The 13,190-nt window shown below is 69.3% G+C and carries 14 protein-coding genes; 8 read left to right on the top strand and 6 right to left on the bottom strand.

Annotated elements, in window-relative coordinates:
* The first annotated feature begins 20 nt into the window (after positions 1 to 20).
* A complete protein-coding gene (gene ppsA, locus ABD116_RS04405; RefSeq protein WP_343965048.1) occupies positions 21 to 2,426 on the top strand; it encodes a phosphoenolpyruvate synthase in 2,406 nt (801 codons plus the stop codon).
* A gap of 4 nt (positions 2,427 to 2,430) precedes the next feature.
* Here ppsA and ppk2 read toward each other — a convergent pair whose 3' ends face one another.
* Complete coding sequence (ppk2, locus tag ABD116_RS04400) at positions 2,431 to 3,252, bottom strand: polyphosphate kinase 2 (RefSeq protein WP_343965046.1); 822 nt, start codon at positions 3,250 to 3,252, stop codon at positions 2,431 to 2,433.
* A 164-nt stretch (positions 3,253 to 3,416) separates the two neighbouring features.
* Between ppk2 and sqr the strand changes: the two genes are divergently transcribed.
* From sqr to ABD116_RS04370, 6 genes are read left to right on the top strand one after another with little or no spacing between them, the layout of a single operon-like run.
* Positions 3,417 to 4,661 carry a type III sulfide quinone reductase, selenoprotein subtype gene (sqr, locus tag ABD116_RS04395; RefSeq protein ID WP_343965044.1) on the top strand — a complete coding sequence of 415 codons (1,245 nt, stop codon included), beginning with the start codon at positions 3,417 to 3,419 and terminating at the stop codon, positions 4,659 to 4,661.
* A 2-nt stretch (positions 4,662 to 4,663) separates the two neighbouring features.
* Positions 4,664 to 4,978: a TusE/DsrC/DsvC family sulfur relay protein gene (locus tag ABD116_RS04390; RefSeq protein ID WP_343965042.1), complete on the top strand. Its 315-nt coding sequence runs from the start codon at positions 4,664 to 4,666 to the stop codon at positions 4,976 to 4,978.
* An 11-nt stretch (positions 4,979 to 4,989) separates the two neighbouring features.
* Positions 4,990 to 5,499, top strand: coding sequence for a DsrE/DsrF/DrsH-like family protein (locus ABD116_RS04385; protein WP_343965040.1), 510 nt, complete (start codon positions 4,990 to 4,992; stop codon positions 5,497 to 5,499).
* Between the two features lie 25 nt (positions 5,500 to 5,524).
* Positions 5,525 to 6,418: a class I fructose-bisphosphate aldolase gene (locus ABD116_RS04380; protein WP_343965038.1), complete on the top strand. Its 894-nt coding sequence runs from the start codon at positions 5,525 to 5,527 to the stop codon at positions 6,416 to 6,418.
* Between the two features lie 19 nt (positions 6,419 to 6,437).
* The gene (locus ABD116_RS04375; RefSeq protein ID WP_343965036.1) at positions 6,438 to 7,109 is read left to right on the top strand and encodes a CBS domain-containing protein; all 672 of its coding nucleotides are present in this window, start codon (positions 6,438 to 6,440) and stop codon (positions 7,107 to 7,109) included.
* 31 nt (positions 7,110 to 7,140) lie between these two features.
* Entirely contained in the window at positions 7,141 to 8,019 is an 879-nt protein-coding gene (locus ABD116_RS04370; RefSeq protein WP_343965035.1) for a universal stress protein, read from the top strand.
* 7 nt (positions 8,020 to 8,026) lie between these two features.
* Here the strand turns inward: ABD116_RS04370 and ABD116_RS04365 are convergent, their stop codons facing one another.
* Positions 8,027 to 9,019, bottom strand: coding sequence for a lysylphosphatidylglycerol synthase transmembrane domain-containing protein (locus tag ABD116_RS04365; RefSeq protein WP_343965033.1), 993 nt, complete (start codon positions 9,017 to 9,019; stop codon positions 8,027 to 8,029).
* A 58-nt stretch (positions 9,020 to 9,077) separates the two neighbouring features.
* Positions 9,078 to 9,926: a slipin family protein gene (locus tag ABD116_RS04360; RefSeq protein ID WP_343965031.1), complete on the bottom strand. Its 849-nt coding sequence runs from the start codon at positions 9,924 to 9,926 to the stop codon at positions 9,078 to 9,080.
* A 149-nt stretch (positions 9,927 to 10,075) separates the two neighbouring features.
* Here ABD116_RS04360 and ABD116_RS04355 point away from each other — a divergent pair, with 149 nt between their 5' ends.
* The gene (locus ABD116_RS04355) at positions 10,076 to 11,092 is read left to right on the top strand and encodes a zinc-dependent alcohol dehydrogenase family protein (protein ID WP_343965029.1); all 1,017 of its coding nucleotides are present in this window, start codon (positions 10,076 to 10,078) and stop codon (positions 11,090 to 11,092) included.
* On the opposite strand, the gene ABD116_RS04350 is transcribed toward ABD116_RS04355, so the two are convergent.
* The 3 genes from ABD116_RS04350 to ABD116_RS04340 are packed head-to-tail and all read right to left on the bottom strand — an operon-like array spanning position 11,079 to position 13,188.
* Positions 11,079 to 11,681, bottom strand: coding sequence for a CBS domain-containing protein (locus ABD116_RS04350; protein ID WP_343965027.1), 603 nt, complete (start codon positions 11,679 to 11,681; stop codon positions 11,079 to 11,081). The genes ABD116_RS04355 and ABD116_RS04350 overlap by 14 nt on opposite strands.
* Before the next feature lie 5 nt (positions 11,682 to 11,686).
* Positions 11,687 to 12,766 carry a 2-oxo acid dehydrogenase subunit E2 gene (locus ABD116_RS04345; RefSeq protein ID WP_343965025.1) on the bottom strand — a complete coding sequence of 360 codons (1,080 nt, stop codon included), beginning with the start codon at positions 12,764 to 12,766 and terminating at the stop codon, positions 11,687 to 11,689.
* Positions 12,763 to 13,188: a hypothetical protein gene (locus ABD116_RS04340; protein WP_343965023.1), complete on the bottom strand. Its 426-nt coding sequence runs from the start codon at positions 13,186 to 13,188 to the stop codon at positions 12,763 to 12,765. Before ABD116_RS04340 ends, ABD116_RS04345 begins: the two co-directional genes overlap by 4 nt.
* Between the last annotated feature and the right edge of the window lie 2 nt (positions 13,189 to 13,190).

Genomic DNA, 13,190 nt, shown 5'->3' with positions numbered 1-13,190 from the left:
ACCGAGGAAGGAATGTTGTGATGAGCGACAAAGCGAGAATCGCCTGGCTGACCGATCCGACCGGGACCGACCTGGCCGCCGTCGGCGGCAAGAACGCGTCCCTGAGCGTGATGCTGCGCGAACTAGGTGCCGAGGGCATCAGGGTTCCGGACGGCTTCGCGCTGACCTCTGCCTCGTACTGGGAGTTCGTCGAGGCGGCCCGGCTGCGCCCGTTCATCGCGGCGCAGATCCGGCGGCTGCGGCACGGAGCCGACCTGGTCTCCGTGGGCGCCGCGATCCGGACCGCGTTCTTCGACGCCGAGCTGCCACCGCACCTGGTCGACGAGATCGCGATCGCCTACGAGAAGCTCGGCGGCACCGTCGCCGTCCGCAGCAGCGCCACTGCCGAGGACCTGCCGGAGGCGAGCTTCGCCGGCCAGCAGGAGACGTTCCTGAACGTCAACGGGATCGAGTCGCTGCTGTCGGCCTGCAAGCGCTGCTACGCGTCGCTGTTCACCGACCGGGCGATCAGCTACCGCGAGGAGCGCGGCTACGACCACCTGTCGGTGGCGTTGTCGGTCGGCGTCCAGCGGATGGTCCGCTCCGACATCGGCTCGGCCGGCGTCATGTTCACGCTCGACACCGAGACCGGGTTCCCGGCGGTGACTCTGATCAGCGCCGCATGGGGGCTGGGGGAGTCGGTGGTGAGCGGGCAGGTCGACCCCGACGAGTACGTGGTCTTCAAGCCGTTCCTGGACCGCGCCGAGCTCCGTCCGATCATCTCGAAGACGCGCGGCGCCAAGGAGATGAAGACGGTTTACTCCGACAACATCACCACGCACAGCGGAGTACGGACCGTCGCCACGACTCCGGACGAGCAGACCGCGTTCGTGCTGGCCGACGACGACATCCTGCAGCTCGCGCGGTGGGCGGCGATCGTCGAACGGCACTACGGCCGGCCGATGGACCTGGAGTGGGCCAAGGACGGCGAGACCGGCGACCTGTACCTGGTGCAGGCGCGGCCGGAGACCGTCCAGGCCCGCCGGGAGGCGGCGACCCTGCGGTCGTACCGGCTGCTCGAGCCCGGTACCGAACTGGTGCACGGCCTCTCCGTCGGTGACGCGATCGCCGACGGCGTGGTGTGCCGGCTGGAGTCCGCGGCCGAGATCGGCAAGTTCGTGGACGGCGCGGTGCTGGTCACCAAGATCACCGACCCGGACTGGGAGCCGATCATGAAGCGCGCGGCGGCGATCGTCACCGACCACGGTGGCCGGACCTCGCACGCGGCGATCGTCAGCCGTGAGCTCGGCCTGCCGGCGATCGTCGGCACCGGCAACGCGACGTCGGTGCTGACCGACGGGCGCCAGGTGACGGTGTCGTGTGCCGAGGGTGAGCACGGCCGGGTGTACGACGGCAAGCTCGACTACGAGGTGAAGGAGCTCGACCTGGCCGACGTGCCGCAGACCCGGACGAAGGTGCTGCTCAACCTCGCCGACCCGGCCGCGGCCTTCCGCTGGTGGCGGCTGCCCGCCGACGGCGTCGGGCTGACCCGGATCGAGTTCGTGGTCAGCAACCACGTCAAGGTCCACCCGATGGCGCTGGTGCGGTTCGACGAGCTGGACGCCGACGAGCAGGCCGAGGTCTCGCAGTACACGCAGGGCTACGCCAACCGCGAGGACTTCTTCATCGACACCCTCGCGCACGGCGTCGCCCGGATCGCGGCCTCGCGCTGGCCGGCCCCGGTGATCGTCCGGATGAGCGACTTCAAGACCAACGAGTACGCGCGCCTGGTCGGCGGCCGCCGGTTCGAACCGGTCGAGGAGAACCCGATGATCGGCTGGCGGGGCGCGAGCCGGTACTACAGCGAGGGCTACCGCGACGGCTTCGCGCTGGAGTGCCGGGCGCTGCGCAAGGTGCGCGACACGATGGGCCTGACCAACGTCGTGGTGATGATCCCGTTCTGCCGGACCACGGCCGAGGCCCACCGGGTGCTCACCGTGATGCGGGAGGAAGGCCTGGAGCGCGGGCTGAACGGGCTCGAGGTCTACGTGATGGCCGAGATCCCCTCGAACATCATCCTGGCCGACGAGTTCGCCGAGCAGTTCGACGGGTTCTCGATCGGCAGCAACGATCTGACCCAGCTGACCCTGGGGGTCGACCGGGACTCCGAGACGCTCGCGCCGCTGTTCGACGAGCGCAACCCGGCGGTCTCGCGCAGCATCCAGCATCTGGTCGACACCGCGCACCGGGCCGGCCGCAAGGTCGGGCTGTGCGGTCAGCGGCCCAGCGACGACCCCGGCTTCGCCGGCTTCCTGGTGCAGACCGGGATCGACTCGATCTCGGTCACGCCGGACAGCTTCTTCGCGGTGAAGGGCAACGTCGCCGACGCCGAGGCCGACCAGGACGGCGGGCTGCCCCGCGACACCCTCACAGCGGCGGCCATCTGACGGGTCAGTGGCCGGCCAGGGTCGCGGCGTGGTCCGGGACCTGGGTCTGCATCTCCCGCGGCGTCCGTTCGTAGCCTTTGGACGGAGGCCGCGGGGGTAGCTCCAGTGGGGGGCGTTGCACCTCGTAGTACGGGATGGTCGAGAGCAGGTGGGCGATCATGTTGATCCGCGCCGACCGCTTGTCCTCGCTCTCGACCACGTACCACGGGGCTTCGGGGATGTCGGTGTGCACGAACATCTCGTCCTTGGCGCGGGAGTAGTCCTCCCAGCGGGAGATCGATTCCAGGTCCATCGGGGACAGCTTCCATCGGCGCATCGGGTCCTCGAGCCGGCTGCGGAAGCGGTTCTCCTGCTCGTTGTCACTGACCGAGAACCAGTACTTGTGCAGCAGGATGCCGTCCTCGACCAGGAGCCGCTCGAAGATCGGGCACTGGTGCAGGAAGCGGGTGTACTCCTTGCTCGTGCAAAAGCCCATCACCCGTTCGACGCCGGCCCGGTTGTACCAGCTGCGGTCGAACAGGACGAGCTCGCCGGCGGCGGGCAGGTGCTCGATGTAGCGCTGGAAGTACCACTCCGTACGCTGCCGCTCGGTCGGAGCCGGTAGCGCGGTGATCCGGGCGACGCGGGGATTGAGGTACTCCGTGACCCGCTTGATCGTGCTGCCCTTGCCGGCCGCGTCGCGTCCTTCGAAGATCACCACCACCCGGGCGCCCTCGACGCGGACCCACTCCTGCAGCTTGACCAGTTCGGCCTGCAACCGCAGCAGTTCCTGCTCGTAGACCTGCTTGGGCATCCGCTGCGGCTTCTTGCCCTTCCCGTGCGCCATCGGCAGGCCTCCCGTTCGGTGATCGCTGTCAGAGCCGACGGTACGAGACGCCGGCACACCCGGCCAACCACCGGAGGCCTTCCGCCCGGCCGAGTCGGGCCGAACGGCCCTGACCCCGGCCGGCCAACAGTCATAGCTTCGAAGTGAGGAGAAAGGACCTGTCGATGAAGCGTCTGCTCGTCCTGGGAGCCGGCACCGCCGGCACGATGACCGCGAACAAGCTGCGCCGGGAGCTGCCGCTGCGCGAGTGGCAGATCACCGTGGTGGATCGCGACGACGACCACATCTATCAACCAGGCCTGCTGTTCCTGCCGTTCGGCAAGTACCGGACCGGGCAACTGACCAGGTCACGCCGGCGGTACCTGCGGCGCGGGATCTGTTTTCTGACCGGTGAGATCGATCGCGTCGACGCCGACGCGAAGACGGTCCGGCTGGCCGACGGCCGGGTGCTCGCCTACGACTACCTGATCGTTGCCACCGGCACCAGTCCGCGGCCGGACGAGACCCCCGGCATGCTCGGATCCCAGTGGCGCGAGAGCATCTTCGACTTCTACACCCCGGAGGGCTCGGCCGCGCTGGCCGAGGCGCTGCCGCGGTTCACCGGCGGCCGGTTCGTCGTGCACATCGTCGACCAGCCGATCAAGTGCCCGGTCGCCCCGCTGGAGTTCGCGTTCCTGGCCGAGGCCTGGTTCCGGGCGCACGGGATGCGGGACCGGGTGGAGCTCGTCTACGTGACGCCGTTGCCCGGCGCGTTCACCAAGCCGATCGCCTCGGCCCGGCTGGGCGGCATGCTCGACGAGCGCAAGATCGCCGTCGAGGCGGACTTCCTGGTCGAGCGGATCGACCCGGACAACAAGGTGCTGATCTCCTACGACGAGCGCGAGATCCCCTTCGACCTGCTGGTGACGGTACCGCTGAACAAGGGCGCGGACTACGTCGCCCGGTCCGGTCTCGGCGACGAGCTGAACTACATCCCAGTGGACCGGCACACCTTCCAGTCCACCGCCCACCCGGACATCTTCGTGCTCGGCGACGCCAACGACCTGCCCATCTCGAAGGCGGGGTCGGTGGCGCACTTCTCGGCCGAGGTGTTCGCGGCCAACTTCCGCGAGTACGCCGAGGGCCGGCCGATGACCGGCAGCTTCGACGGGCACGCCAACTGCTTCGTCGACTCCGGCGATGGCAAGGGCCTGCTGATCGATTTCAACTACGACACCGAACCGTTGCCCGGCACGTATCCGCTGCAGGTCTTCGGTCCGCTCAGCCTGCTGCGGGAGACCTCCCGCAACCACTGGGGCAAGCTCGCCTTCCGCTGGATCTACTGGCACCTGCTGCTGCCCGGCCGCCGGCTGCCGGTCCCCACCCGGATGTCAATGCGTGGCAAACACCAACCGGACAAGGAGAACTGATCATGCCTGTCGTCACCGTCGGGCCGGCCGAGGTTCATGTCGACGCCGAGGGATTCCTGACCGAGTACGGCGAATGGAACGAAGAACTGGCCGAGCGCCTCGCGGCCGGGATCGGGATCGAGCTGACCGACGAGCACTGGAAGGCGATCAGCTTCCTGCGGGCCGACTACCCGGCCCACGGCGAGACCGCGACGCTGCGCCGGGTCTCGGTCCTGGCCGGGATCCCGATCAAGCGGCTGTTCGCCCTGTTCCCCGGCAAACCGGCCAAGAAGATGGCCTACGTCGCCGGCCTGCCGAAGCCTCGCGGTTGCGTGTGAGAGGACCTGTCATGACCACCACCGGACCCGCCGTCGTCCCCGACTTCGGCGACGCCACGACCACCGGCCGCAAGCTGGCGATCATCTGCTCCAAAGGCAATCTCGACATGGCCTACCCCGGCCTGATCCTGGCCAACGCGGCCCTGGGCGAGGGCGTGGAGACGCATCTGTTCTTCACCTTCTGGGGTTTCGACATGATCACCAAGTCCCGGATGAACGACCTCAAGTTCACCCTGCTCGGCAACACCGCGACGCATCTGCCGCAGGGCCTCGGCGGGCTGCCGGGGATGACGGCGATGGCCACCCACCAGATGAAGAAGCAGATCGAGGAGGTGGGCGTGCCCGGCGTACCGGAGTTCCTCGAGCAGATCGTCGCCTCCGGCGGTCGTCTGTGGGCCTGCCGGATGTCCGCCGACATGATGCGGCTCGACGAGTCCGACCTGTCTGACGACGTCGAGGCGATCATCAGCGCCGCCGACTTCATCGAGAAGACCGCGGGCGCCCAGCTGCTCTTCATCTGACCCGTTACTCCTGGAGGTGTTCATCATGCAGACCCGGCCACCGTTGCGTGAGCTAGGACTGAACAGCGGCAAGTTGGCCCGCCTGCACCGGATCCTGTTCGACCACGGACTGGGCAACGGCACGGCGTTCTTCCTGCCGTACGACCAGGGCCTGGAACACGGCCCGCGCGACTTCTTCGCCAACCCGCAGGCCTCGGACCCGGCCTACATCGTCAAGCTGGCGGTGGCCGGCGGCTTCAACGGGATCGCGATCCAGGTCGGCCTGGCGGAGAAGTTCTACTGGGACTACGCCGGCCAGATCCCGCTGATCCTCAAGCTGAACGGCAAGACCGACATCCCACCGGACGCCGAGGCCCTGTCGCCCGTGCACGCGAGCGTGGAGGACGCGGTCCGGCTGGGCGCCGGCGCCGTCGGCTACACCCTGTACGTCGGGTCGCCGGCCCAGGAGGCCGACTTCGCGCAGTACCGGAAGGTCCGCGAGGACGCGCACCGGTTCGGGATGCCGTTGATCGTCTGGGCGTACCCGCGCGGCGCGGCGATCGCGGCGAAGGGTGGCAACGACTCCTTCTACGCCGTCGACTACGCGGCCCGGGTGGCCAGTGAGCTCGGCGCGGACGTGGTGAAGGTGAACTTCCCGCACCCCGAGAAGACCACCGCCGTGAAGCCGGCCTACCAAGCGGAGTTCAGCTCCCAGCAGGCCATCGACGCGGTGGTCCGGTCGGCGAACCGGACGCTGGTGCTGGTCTCCGGCGGCGAGAAGGCCGGCGACGAGGCGATGTTGCTCAAGGCCCGGCAGGCGATGGAGGCCGGTGGCCTCGGGCTGATCTTCGGCCGCAACGTCTGGCAGCGCCCGTACGACGAGTCGTTGCGCTTCGTGGACTCCCTGAAGGAGATCCTCGCGGCCCACCCGAGCGAGTAGTGGAACGGAGGTAGTGGTGATGAGGCATCCGCTGACGGTCGACGACGTGATGACCCGGGACGTGATCACGGTACCGGCCGACGCGCCGTTCAAGACCGTGGCCGAGCTGTTCGCCGAGCACAAGGTGAGCGCCTTCCCGGTCACCCAGGAAGGGGTCGGACTGGTCGGGATCGTCTCCGAGACCGACCTGCTGCACAAGCAGGAACACCCGCAGACCCGGCACCGCGGCCTGGCGCCGGCTCAGCGGCTGGCCCGCCGTAAGGCCCGCGCGGTCACCGCCCGGGACCTGATGACGAGCCCGATGGTGACGATCGAGGTCGGGTCGACGCTGTCCGAGGCGGCCCGCCTGATGGCGGCCCGCGAGATCACCCGGCTCGTCGTCCTGGACGGCGAGTGGATGGCGGGCATCGTGACCCGGTCCGACCTGCTGCGGGCGTTCCTGGACAGCGACCGGGTGCTGCTGGCGCGGGTCCGGCGCGAGGCGATCGAGCACTCGTTGTGGGACGACCCGTTCGGTGTGGAGATCAAGGTCGTGGACGGCGTCGTCACGCTGACCGGCCAGCTCCCGCACCGCAGCATGATCCCGGTCGCCGAGCAGGCGATCCGCGAGGTCGACGGCGTGGTCGGGGTGGTCAACCGGCTCAGCTACGCCTTCGACGACACAGCCCGAGTACCCGGCCCGTTCTACTGATCAGGGCCGGCCGATCGAAGGAGTGAACGAGATGACAACCCGAGCACCCATCTGCGTCGGTGTGGACGCGTCGTGGCAGCAGAGCGGGGCGATGGACTGGGCCCTGCGGGAGGCGCACCTGCGCGGCCTGCCGGTCCAGGCGGTCCATGTGGTGGAGGAGAAGCAGCCGAACGGCCCGTTCTTCGCCACTCCCGGCGCCGACACGGCGACCAAGCGACTGGTCGCGGACGTCGATGACTACCTGGCCGGCCATGACGAGACCGCCGGGCACAGCGCCGGGTCCATCACGGGACGGCCCGCGGCCGCCCTGGTGAAGGCCGCCCGTAGCGCGGAGATGCTGGTCGTCGGCCGGCGCGGCGCGGGCACCATCAGCCGGTTGCTGATCGGCTCCACGGCCGAGGCGATCAGCCACTTGGCCGAGGGGCCGGTGGTGATCGTTCCGGACCGCTGGCAGCCGCAGTACGCCGGTGCGCCGATCGTGGTCGGCGTCGACGAGGAGGAAGCGATCGACACGGCTCTGGAGTTCGCCGCCAAGGCAGCTGCGGAGCGCAAGGCGCCGCTGCGCCTGGTCCGGATCTGGGACCTTCCCGTGATGTACACCTGGGACGCGGCCTCGATCACCGATCAGTACGACGGCTGGATCGAAGAGAAGGACCAGCGGCTCCAGGCCATCGCCGACGAGTGGCGGATCAAGTACCCGGAGCTGACGATCGAGACCGAGACCCGCCGGGGCCACCCGGTGGCCGGCCTGATCGCCGCCGCCGAGGAAACGAAGGCAGAGCTGCTGGTGCTCGGTGGCCGCAAGCACAACCGGCTGGCGGCCGCGCTGCTCGGCTCGACCGCTCGTGGCGTGCTGCACCACGCCCCGTGCCCCGTCGCCGTCGTGCACGAACCAGGCGATCAGCACTGACCGCCGATCAGTCGCCGCCACGCTTGGGCGTGGCGGCGACTCTTTCGCGCCAGCCCGGAGTACGCAGCGACAAGTAGCACAAGCCCGCCACCGGTACCGGCATCCAGAACTGGAACAGCCGCCACGAGACCACACCCAGTACTGCGATGCTGCCCGGTACGCCGAACCCGATCAGTGTCGGGATCAGGACCCCCTCGATCACACCCAACCCGCCAGGAGTGATCGGCAGAACGGCCAGCAGACTGGCGATGCAGTAGGCCAGCAGGAGAGCGACCGGGCTCATGACGAACCCGAAGGCGGTGAGGAAGACCCACAGGGCGGCCGCGTCCAGCAGCCAGTTCATGACTGCCCAGATGGCGAAGGAACGCCGTACTTCGCGTGCCCGCAGCAACTCGTGCAGCTGGGTGGCCACGGCCTGGATGGGCGGCCGCCAGCGGCGCGGGAAGCGGCGCAGTACGAACTGCAGTGTCCGTGCGGCTGACGCTGCCAGACGTGACCGCTCGTGGATCGCCACCAGGCCGCAGATCGCGAGCAGCGCGCCGATCAGCCAGCCGGTCAGGTACGCCGCGGTCGGACCGTACAGGAACACCGCCGGAACGAGCGTGACCCAGAAGATCGCCGCGAGCGCGACCGTGCAGCCGATTCCCTGGGCGGCGATCGCGGCCGTGACGTCGGCCGGCCTGGCGCCGCCGGAGACCAGCAGCCGGTAGCGCAGGGCGGTCGCGGTCGCGCCTCCACCCGGAATCACCCGGCTGAGTCCGTAGCCGGTCAGATCGCTGCGGAGCAGCCAGTTGAAGCGGGGCGGATCGTCTCTGATCACGCTGCGGGTGATCATCGAGTAGCTGATCAGGCTGAGCGCCTCCAGCGCGATACCGATGGCCACCCACCACGGCCTGACCTCCTGCAGCAGTCGCAACGACTGCTCGGTGCCGGCCATCCTGGGCAGCACCAGGTAGTCCACCACAGCGATCAGCACCAGCAGCCCGACCGCACTGCGCAACCACCCCAACACCGCCGACCGCCGGCGTCCCGGGCTTCGGGGCGCCGGCGGAGAGGTGTCAGTTGCTGGCGGCAACGGGCTGGCCATTGGCGGCGGCCTCGCGGCCGTCCGTCGCCGGCACCGGCGGAACCGGTGGGTGTTCGGCGGCGGCAGCGGACTCGCGGGTCAGGAAGGTGCCGAGCTCACCGATCGTGCTCATCAGCGGCGCCGGGAAGACGACGGTCGAGTTCTTGTCGACGCCGATCTCCACCAGCGTCTGCAGGTTGCGCAGCTGCAGCGCGAGCGGGTGGGCCATCATCGTGTCGGAGGCCTGGCCGAGCGACGCGGCGGCCATCGCCTCGCCCTCGGCGGCGATGATCTTGGCCCGCTTCTCCCGCTCCGCCTCGGCCTGGCGCGCCATCGCGCGCTTCATCGTGTCGGGCAGCTGGATGTCCTTGAGCTGGACCAAGGTGACCAGCACGCCCCACTCGGTCGTCGTCTGGTCGAGGATCTCGCGGATGTTCGCGTTGATCACCTCGGTCTCCGACAGCGTCTCGTCCAGGGTGTGCCGGCCGACCACGCCGCGCAGCGTGGTCTGGGCGATCTGGTCGATCGCGGCCGCCACGTTCTCGATCGCCAGCACCGACTTGGCCGCGTCGACGATCTGGTAGTACGCCACCGCGGAGATGTCCACGCTGACGTTGTCCTTGGTGATGATGCCCTGCGACTGGATCGGCCGGGTGACGATCCGCAGCGACACCTTCCGCAAGACGTCGACCAGCGGGATGATCAGCCGCAGTCCGGGCTCGCGGACCGCTTTCATCCGCCCCAGCCGGAACAGCACTCCACGCTCGTACTGGGTGACCACGCGGACGCATGCCACCAGTAGCAGCACGATCACGGCGAGAACGATCCACAAGACGGTCATGACGGCTCCTTCCGTCGGTTCCGGACACTTCGAGCCTCTCGCGGCGACCCGGTCCGGGGCAGGGACCCCGGTCCCCGGCCGCGCGGACCAAAGGCCTCAACCGTCGCTCGGCGATGACCAGTAGGGGTGATGTCTGGCATGGTCGGAAGATGACTGAGCAGATGGATGCCTGGGCCGTGCGGCGGCCTGGACCGATCGATCTCGGACCGTTGCGGCTGGTGCGGCGGGACGTACCCGAGCCGGCAGCCGGTGAGGTGCTGGTGCGGGTGCTCGCGTGCGGCTTGTGCCGGACGGATCTGCACTTGTGTGAGGGGGATCTCGAGCCGCGGCGGCCAGGTGTCGTACCTGGTCATCAGATCGTCGGCGAGGTACTGGAACGTGGTCGTGGCGCCGACCGGTTCGCGCTGGCCGAGCGGATCGGCATCGCCTGGCTGCGCGGCACCTGCGGTGAATGCGAGTTCTGCCGGCGGGGAGCCGAGAACCTCTGCCCACGATCCACCTACACCGGCTGGGACGCCGACGGCGGGTTCGCCGAGTACGCCGTGGTCGCGCAGGACTTCGCCTACCGGCTGCCGGAGGAGTGTACGTCCGAGGAGCTGGCTCCGCTGCTGTGCGCGGGGATCATCGGGTACCGCGCGCTGAGTCGCGCCAATCTGCCGCCAGGTGGCCGGCTGGGCATCTACGGCTTCGGGTCCAGCGCTCATCTCACCGCCCAGCTGGCGGCTGCTCAGGGTGCGGAGATCTATGTGCTCACTCGTGGGCAGGCGAACCAGGAGCTGGCGCGCGAGCTGGGTGTCACGTTCGTCGGGGGAGCCCAGGACGTACCACCGGTGGGGCTGGATTCGGCGATCGTGTTCGCGCCGGCCGGCGAACTGGTGCCACTGGCGTTGCAGGCGCTCAAGCCGGGTGGGACGGTCGCGGTGGCCGGGATCCACCTGAGCGACGTCCCTGCGCTGAACTACGACCGGGACCTGTTCCGGGAACGCGACCTGCGCAGCGTCACGGCGAATACCCGGGTCGATGGCGAGGAGCTCTTCGCGCTGGCAGGCCGGGTGGCCGTGCGGCCGCGGACCACGGCTGTCGGGTTCGACCGGATCGATCAGGCGTTGTCCGATCTCGCCCACAGCCGTGGGTCCGGATCCCTGGTGGCGGTCAGGTCCCGCTGAGCCGCCGGTCGATGCTGATGGCAACGACTCCGCGGACGGTGCCGGCCAGTACCTCGGCCAGCCGGCGTTCGTGCGGGTCGGCCGGGCCGGTGACGGTGACGATGCCGTCGTTGACCTGGACCTTCCAGTCCGGCGCCTCGACCCGGAGCAGCTCCTCGACCTCGGCCTGGATCCGCTGGTCACGCCCGGCCAGCAGGTGGATCACGTCGCTGCGGCTGATCATCCCGGCCACCTTGCCGGCGTCCAGCACGGGCAGGCTCTTCATCATCGTCGAGCGCATCAGGTCGATCGCGGTCTCGAGCTCGTCGTCGGCCCGGACGGCGACCACCAGGTGGGTCATCACCTCGGCCACCAGCCGGGCGGGGGTCCGCCCGCTGGTGTGGACGGCCGCGACCGGAACCCGGTCGTCGATCAGGTCCTGGTCCTGGACCAGGTCGGCCTCGCTGACGATCCCGGCCAGCCCGCCGCCGGCGTCGACCACCGGAAGCGAGGTGATCTTGCGGTCGTCGAGCAGTTTCAGCGCGGTGCCGATCGAGGTGCGTGGCCCGACCGTCACCGCCGGAGTCGTCATCAGCTCCCGGATCAGCATCGTCCTCACCTCTTCTTCGGCCGGTTCCCGGAGTCTTTGTTCCCGGAGTCCTTGACCTCGTGTTCCTCGTCCTCGTGGCGCGCGTGCTCGCGTTCCTCGTACAGCCGCGCGCCCAGGTACTTCAGCAGGCCGTCGTAGGTACGGGAGCTGCGCGAGACCGGCACGTTCTCGTTCGCCGGGCCTCGCCGGGTGCTGTCCTCAGTCATGGTTGCGTCCTCCTCGGGGTCAGCTCCACCGTCTGCCATCGCCGATCCCTGCTGCAGGGGCGAAAGTCCTGACCGGTCCGGCCTTCCGGCCGCCGGTTCCAGAGCGTCGGCGGCACTGAGCAGGGCGCGCAACCGGTTGACGAACCGCGCGGCCGGAGCGCCGTCGACGACGTCGTGGTCGACGCTGACGGTCAGCTGCAGCCACTCACGGTCGACCAGGCGGCCGCCGGCCAGGACCGGGCGGACGGTGATGCCGCCGACGACGACGGCGAGGGTGTGCAACTGGAATCCGATGCCCCAGCCGCCGCCACCGGCGAACATCCCGACCGCGCTGACGCCTACCGTTCCGGCGATTGCCCGTTGCCGGTGCGGGAAGCGATGCAAGGCGCCGAGCAGCCCGGTCCGGACGAAGGCGGGTAGCAGCAGGTAGGCACGAGCCCAGTTCGACTTGCGGACCGACGGGCTGCGATTCGGGTCCGCATGGACGGCGCGGATCTCGTCGTGCAGTTCGCGCACGCTCCGGCGGCCGGCGTCGCGGAGTACATGGGTGAACGCGAACGGGACGCCGTCCAGCTCGACCTCGACCGGCAGGCCGACGTCGACCTGGCTGAAGATCACCTCGCGGCCGCGAAGGTTGCGATAGGCCTGCACGGCAGGCTCGGCAGCAACCGCCCGGGCCACGCAGCTGACGACGAAGGCAGTGAAGGACATCTGCTCGCCGGTGTCCCGCAACTGGGTCCGGAGTGCCTTCCGGGCCGCCGTCACGTCGACCTCGAACAAGCCATGGATGGAATGCCGGCGCCGGGACGCCCGGCCGGCGTCGATCACCAGCCGGCGTACCCAGGGCACCTTGACGATGCGCTCGGCGGCTCGCTTCATGACGTTTCCCGCCTGCTCGTCTCACGGAACTCGTGGACCGTCGCCGGTACGGCGAACGCCAGGGCGGGCAGGCACCACAGCCAGAAGCCCCAGCCGAACAACATGAGCGCCAGGTGGAAGCCGACGACGGCGACGTAGCCGGTCCGGCGGGCGGCGAGGAGCAGACCGGCGATCACGAACTCACCGGCCGCCAGCACCAGCGCCCACAGGGTCGGGTGCGCCATGAAGATGTCCAGCCAGCCGCGGCGGACCCAGTCGAACAGGGCGGCGTCCGCGAACGGCCGGTAGCTGTCCGGATCGGCGATGCCGAGGCTGACGTGGACCAGGCCGCCGATGCCGAAGATCGCCAGGAAGCCGCGATGAATGGCGGGCCAGGCCAGGGCCGGGTCGGTTTGGAGGGTCGGGCGGGACGAGGTGGTCATCT

Origin of the sequence: Kribbella koreensis (genome assembly GCF_039525325.1) — a bacterium.
GTDB lineage: Bacteria > Actinomycetota > Actinomycetes > Propionibacteriales > Kribbellaceae > Kribbella > Kribbella koreensis.
This window is presented reverse-complemented; position numbering and strand designations above follow the sequence as displayed.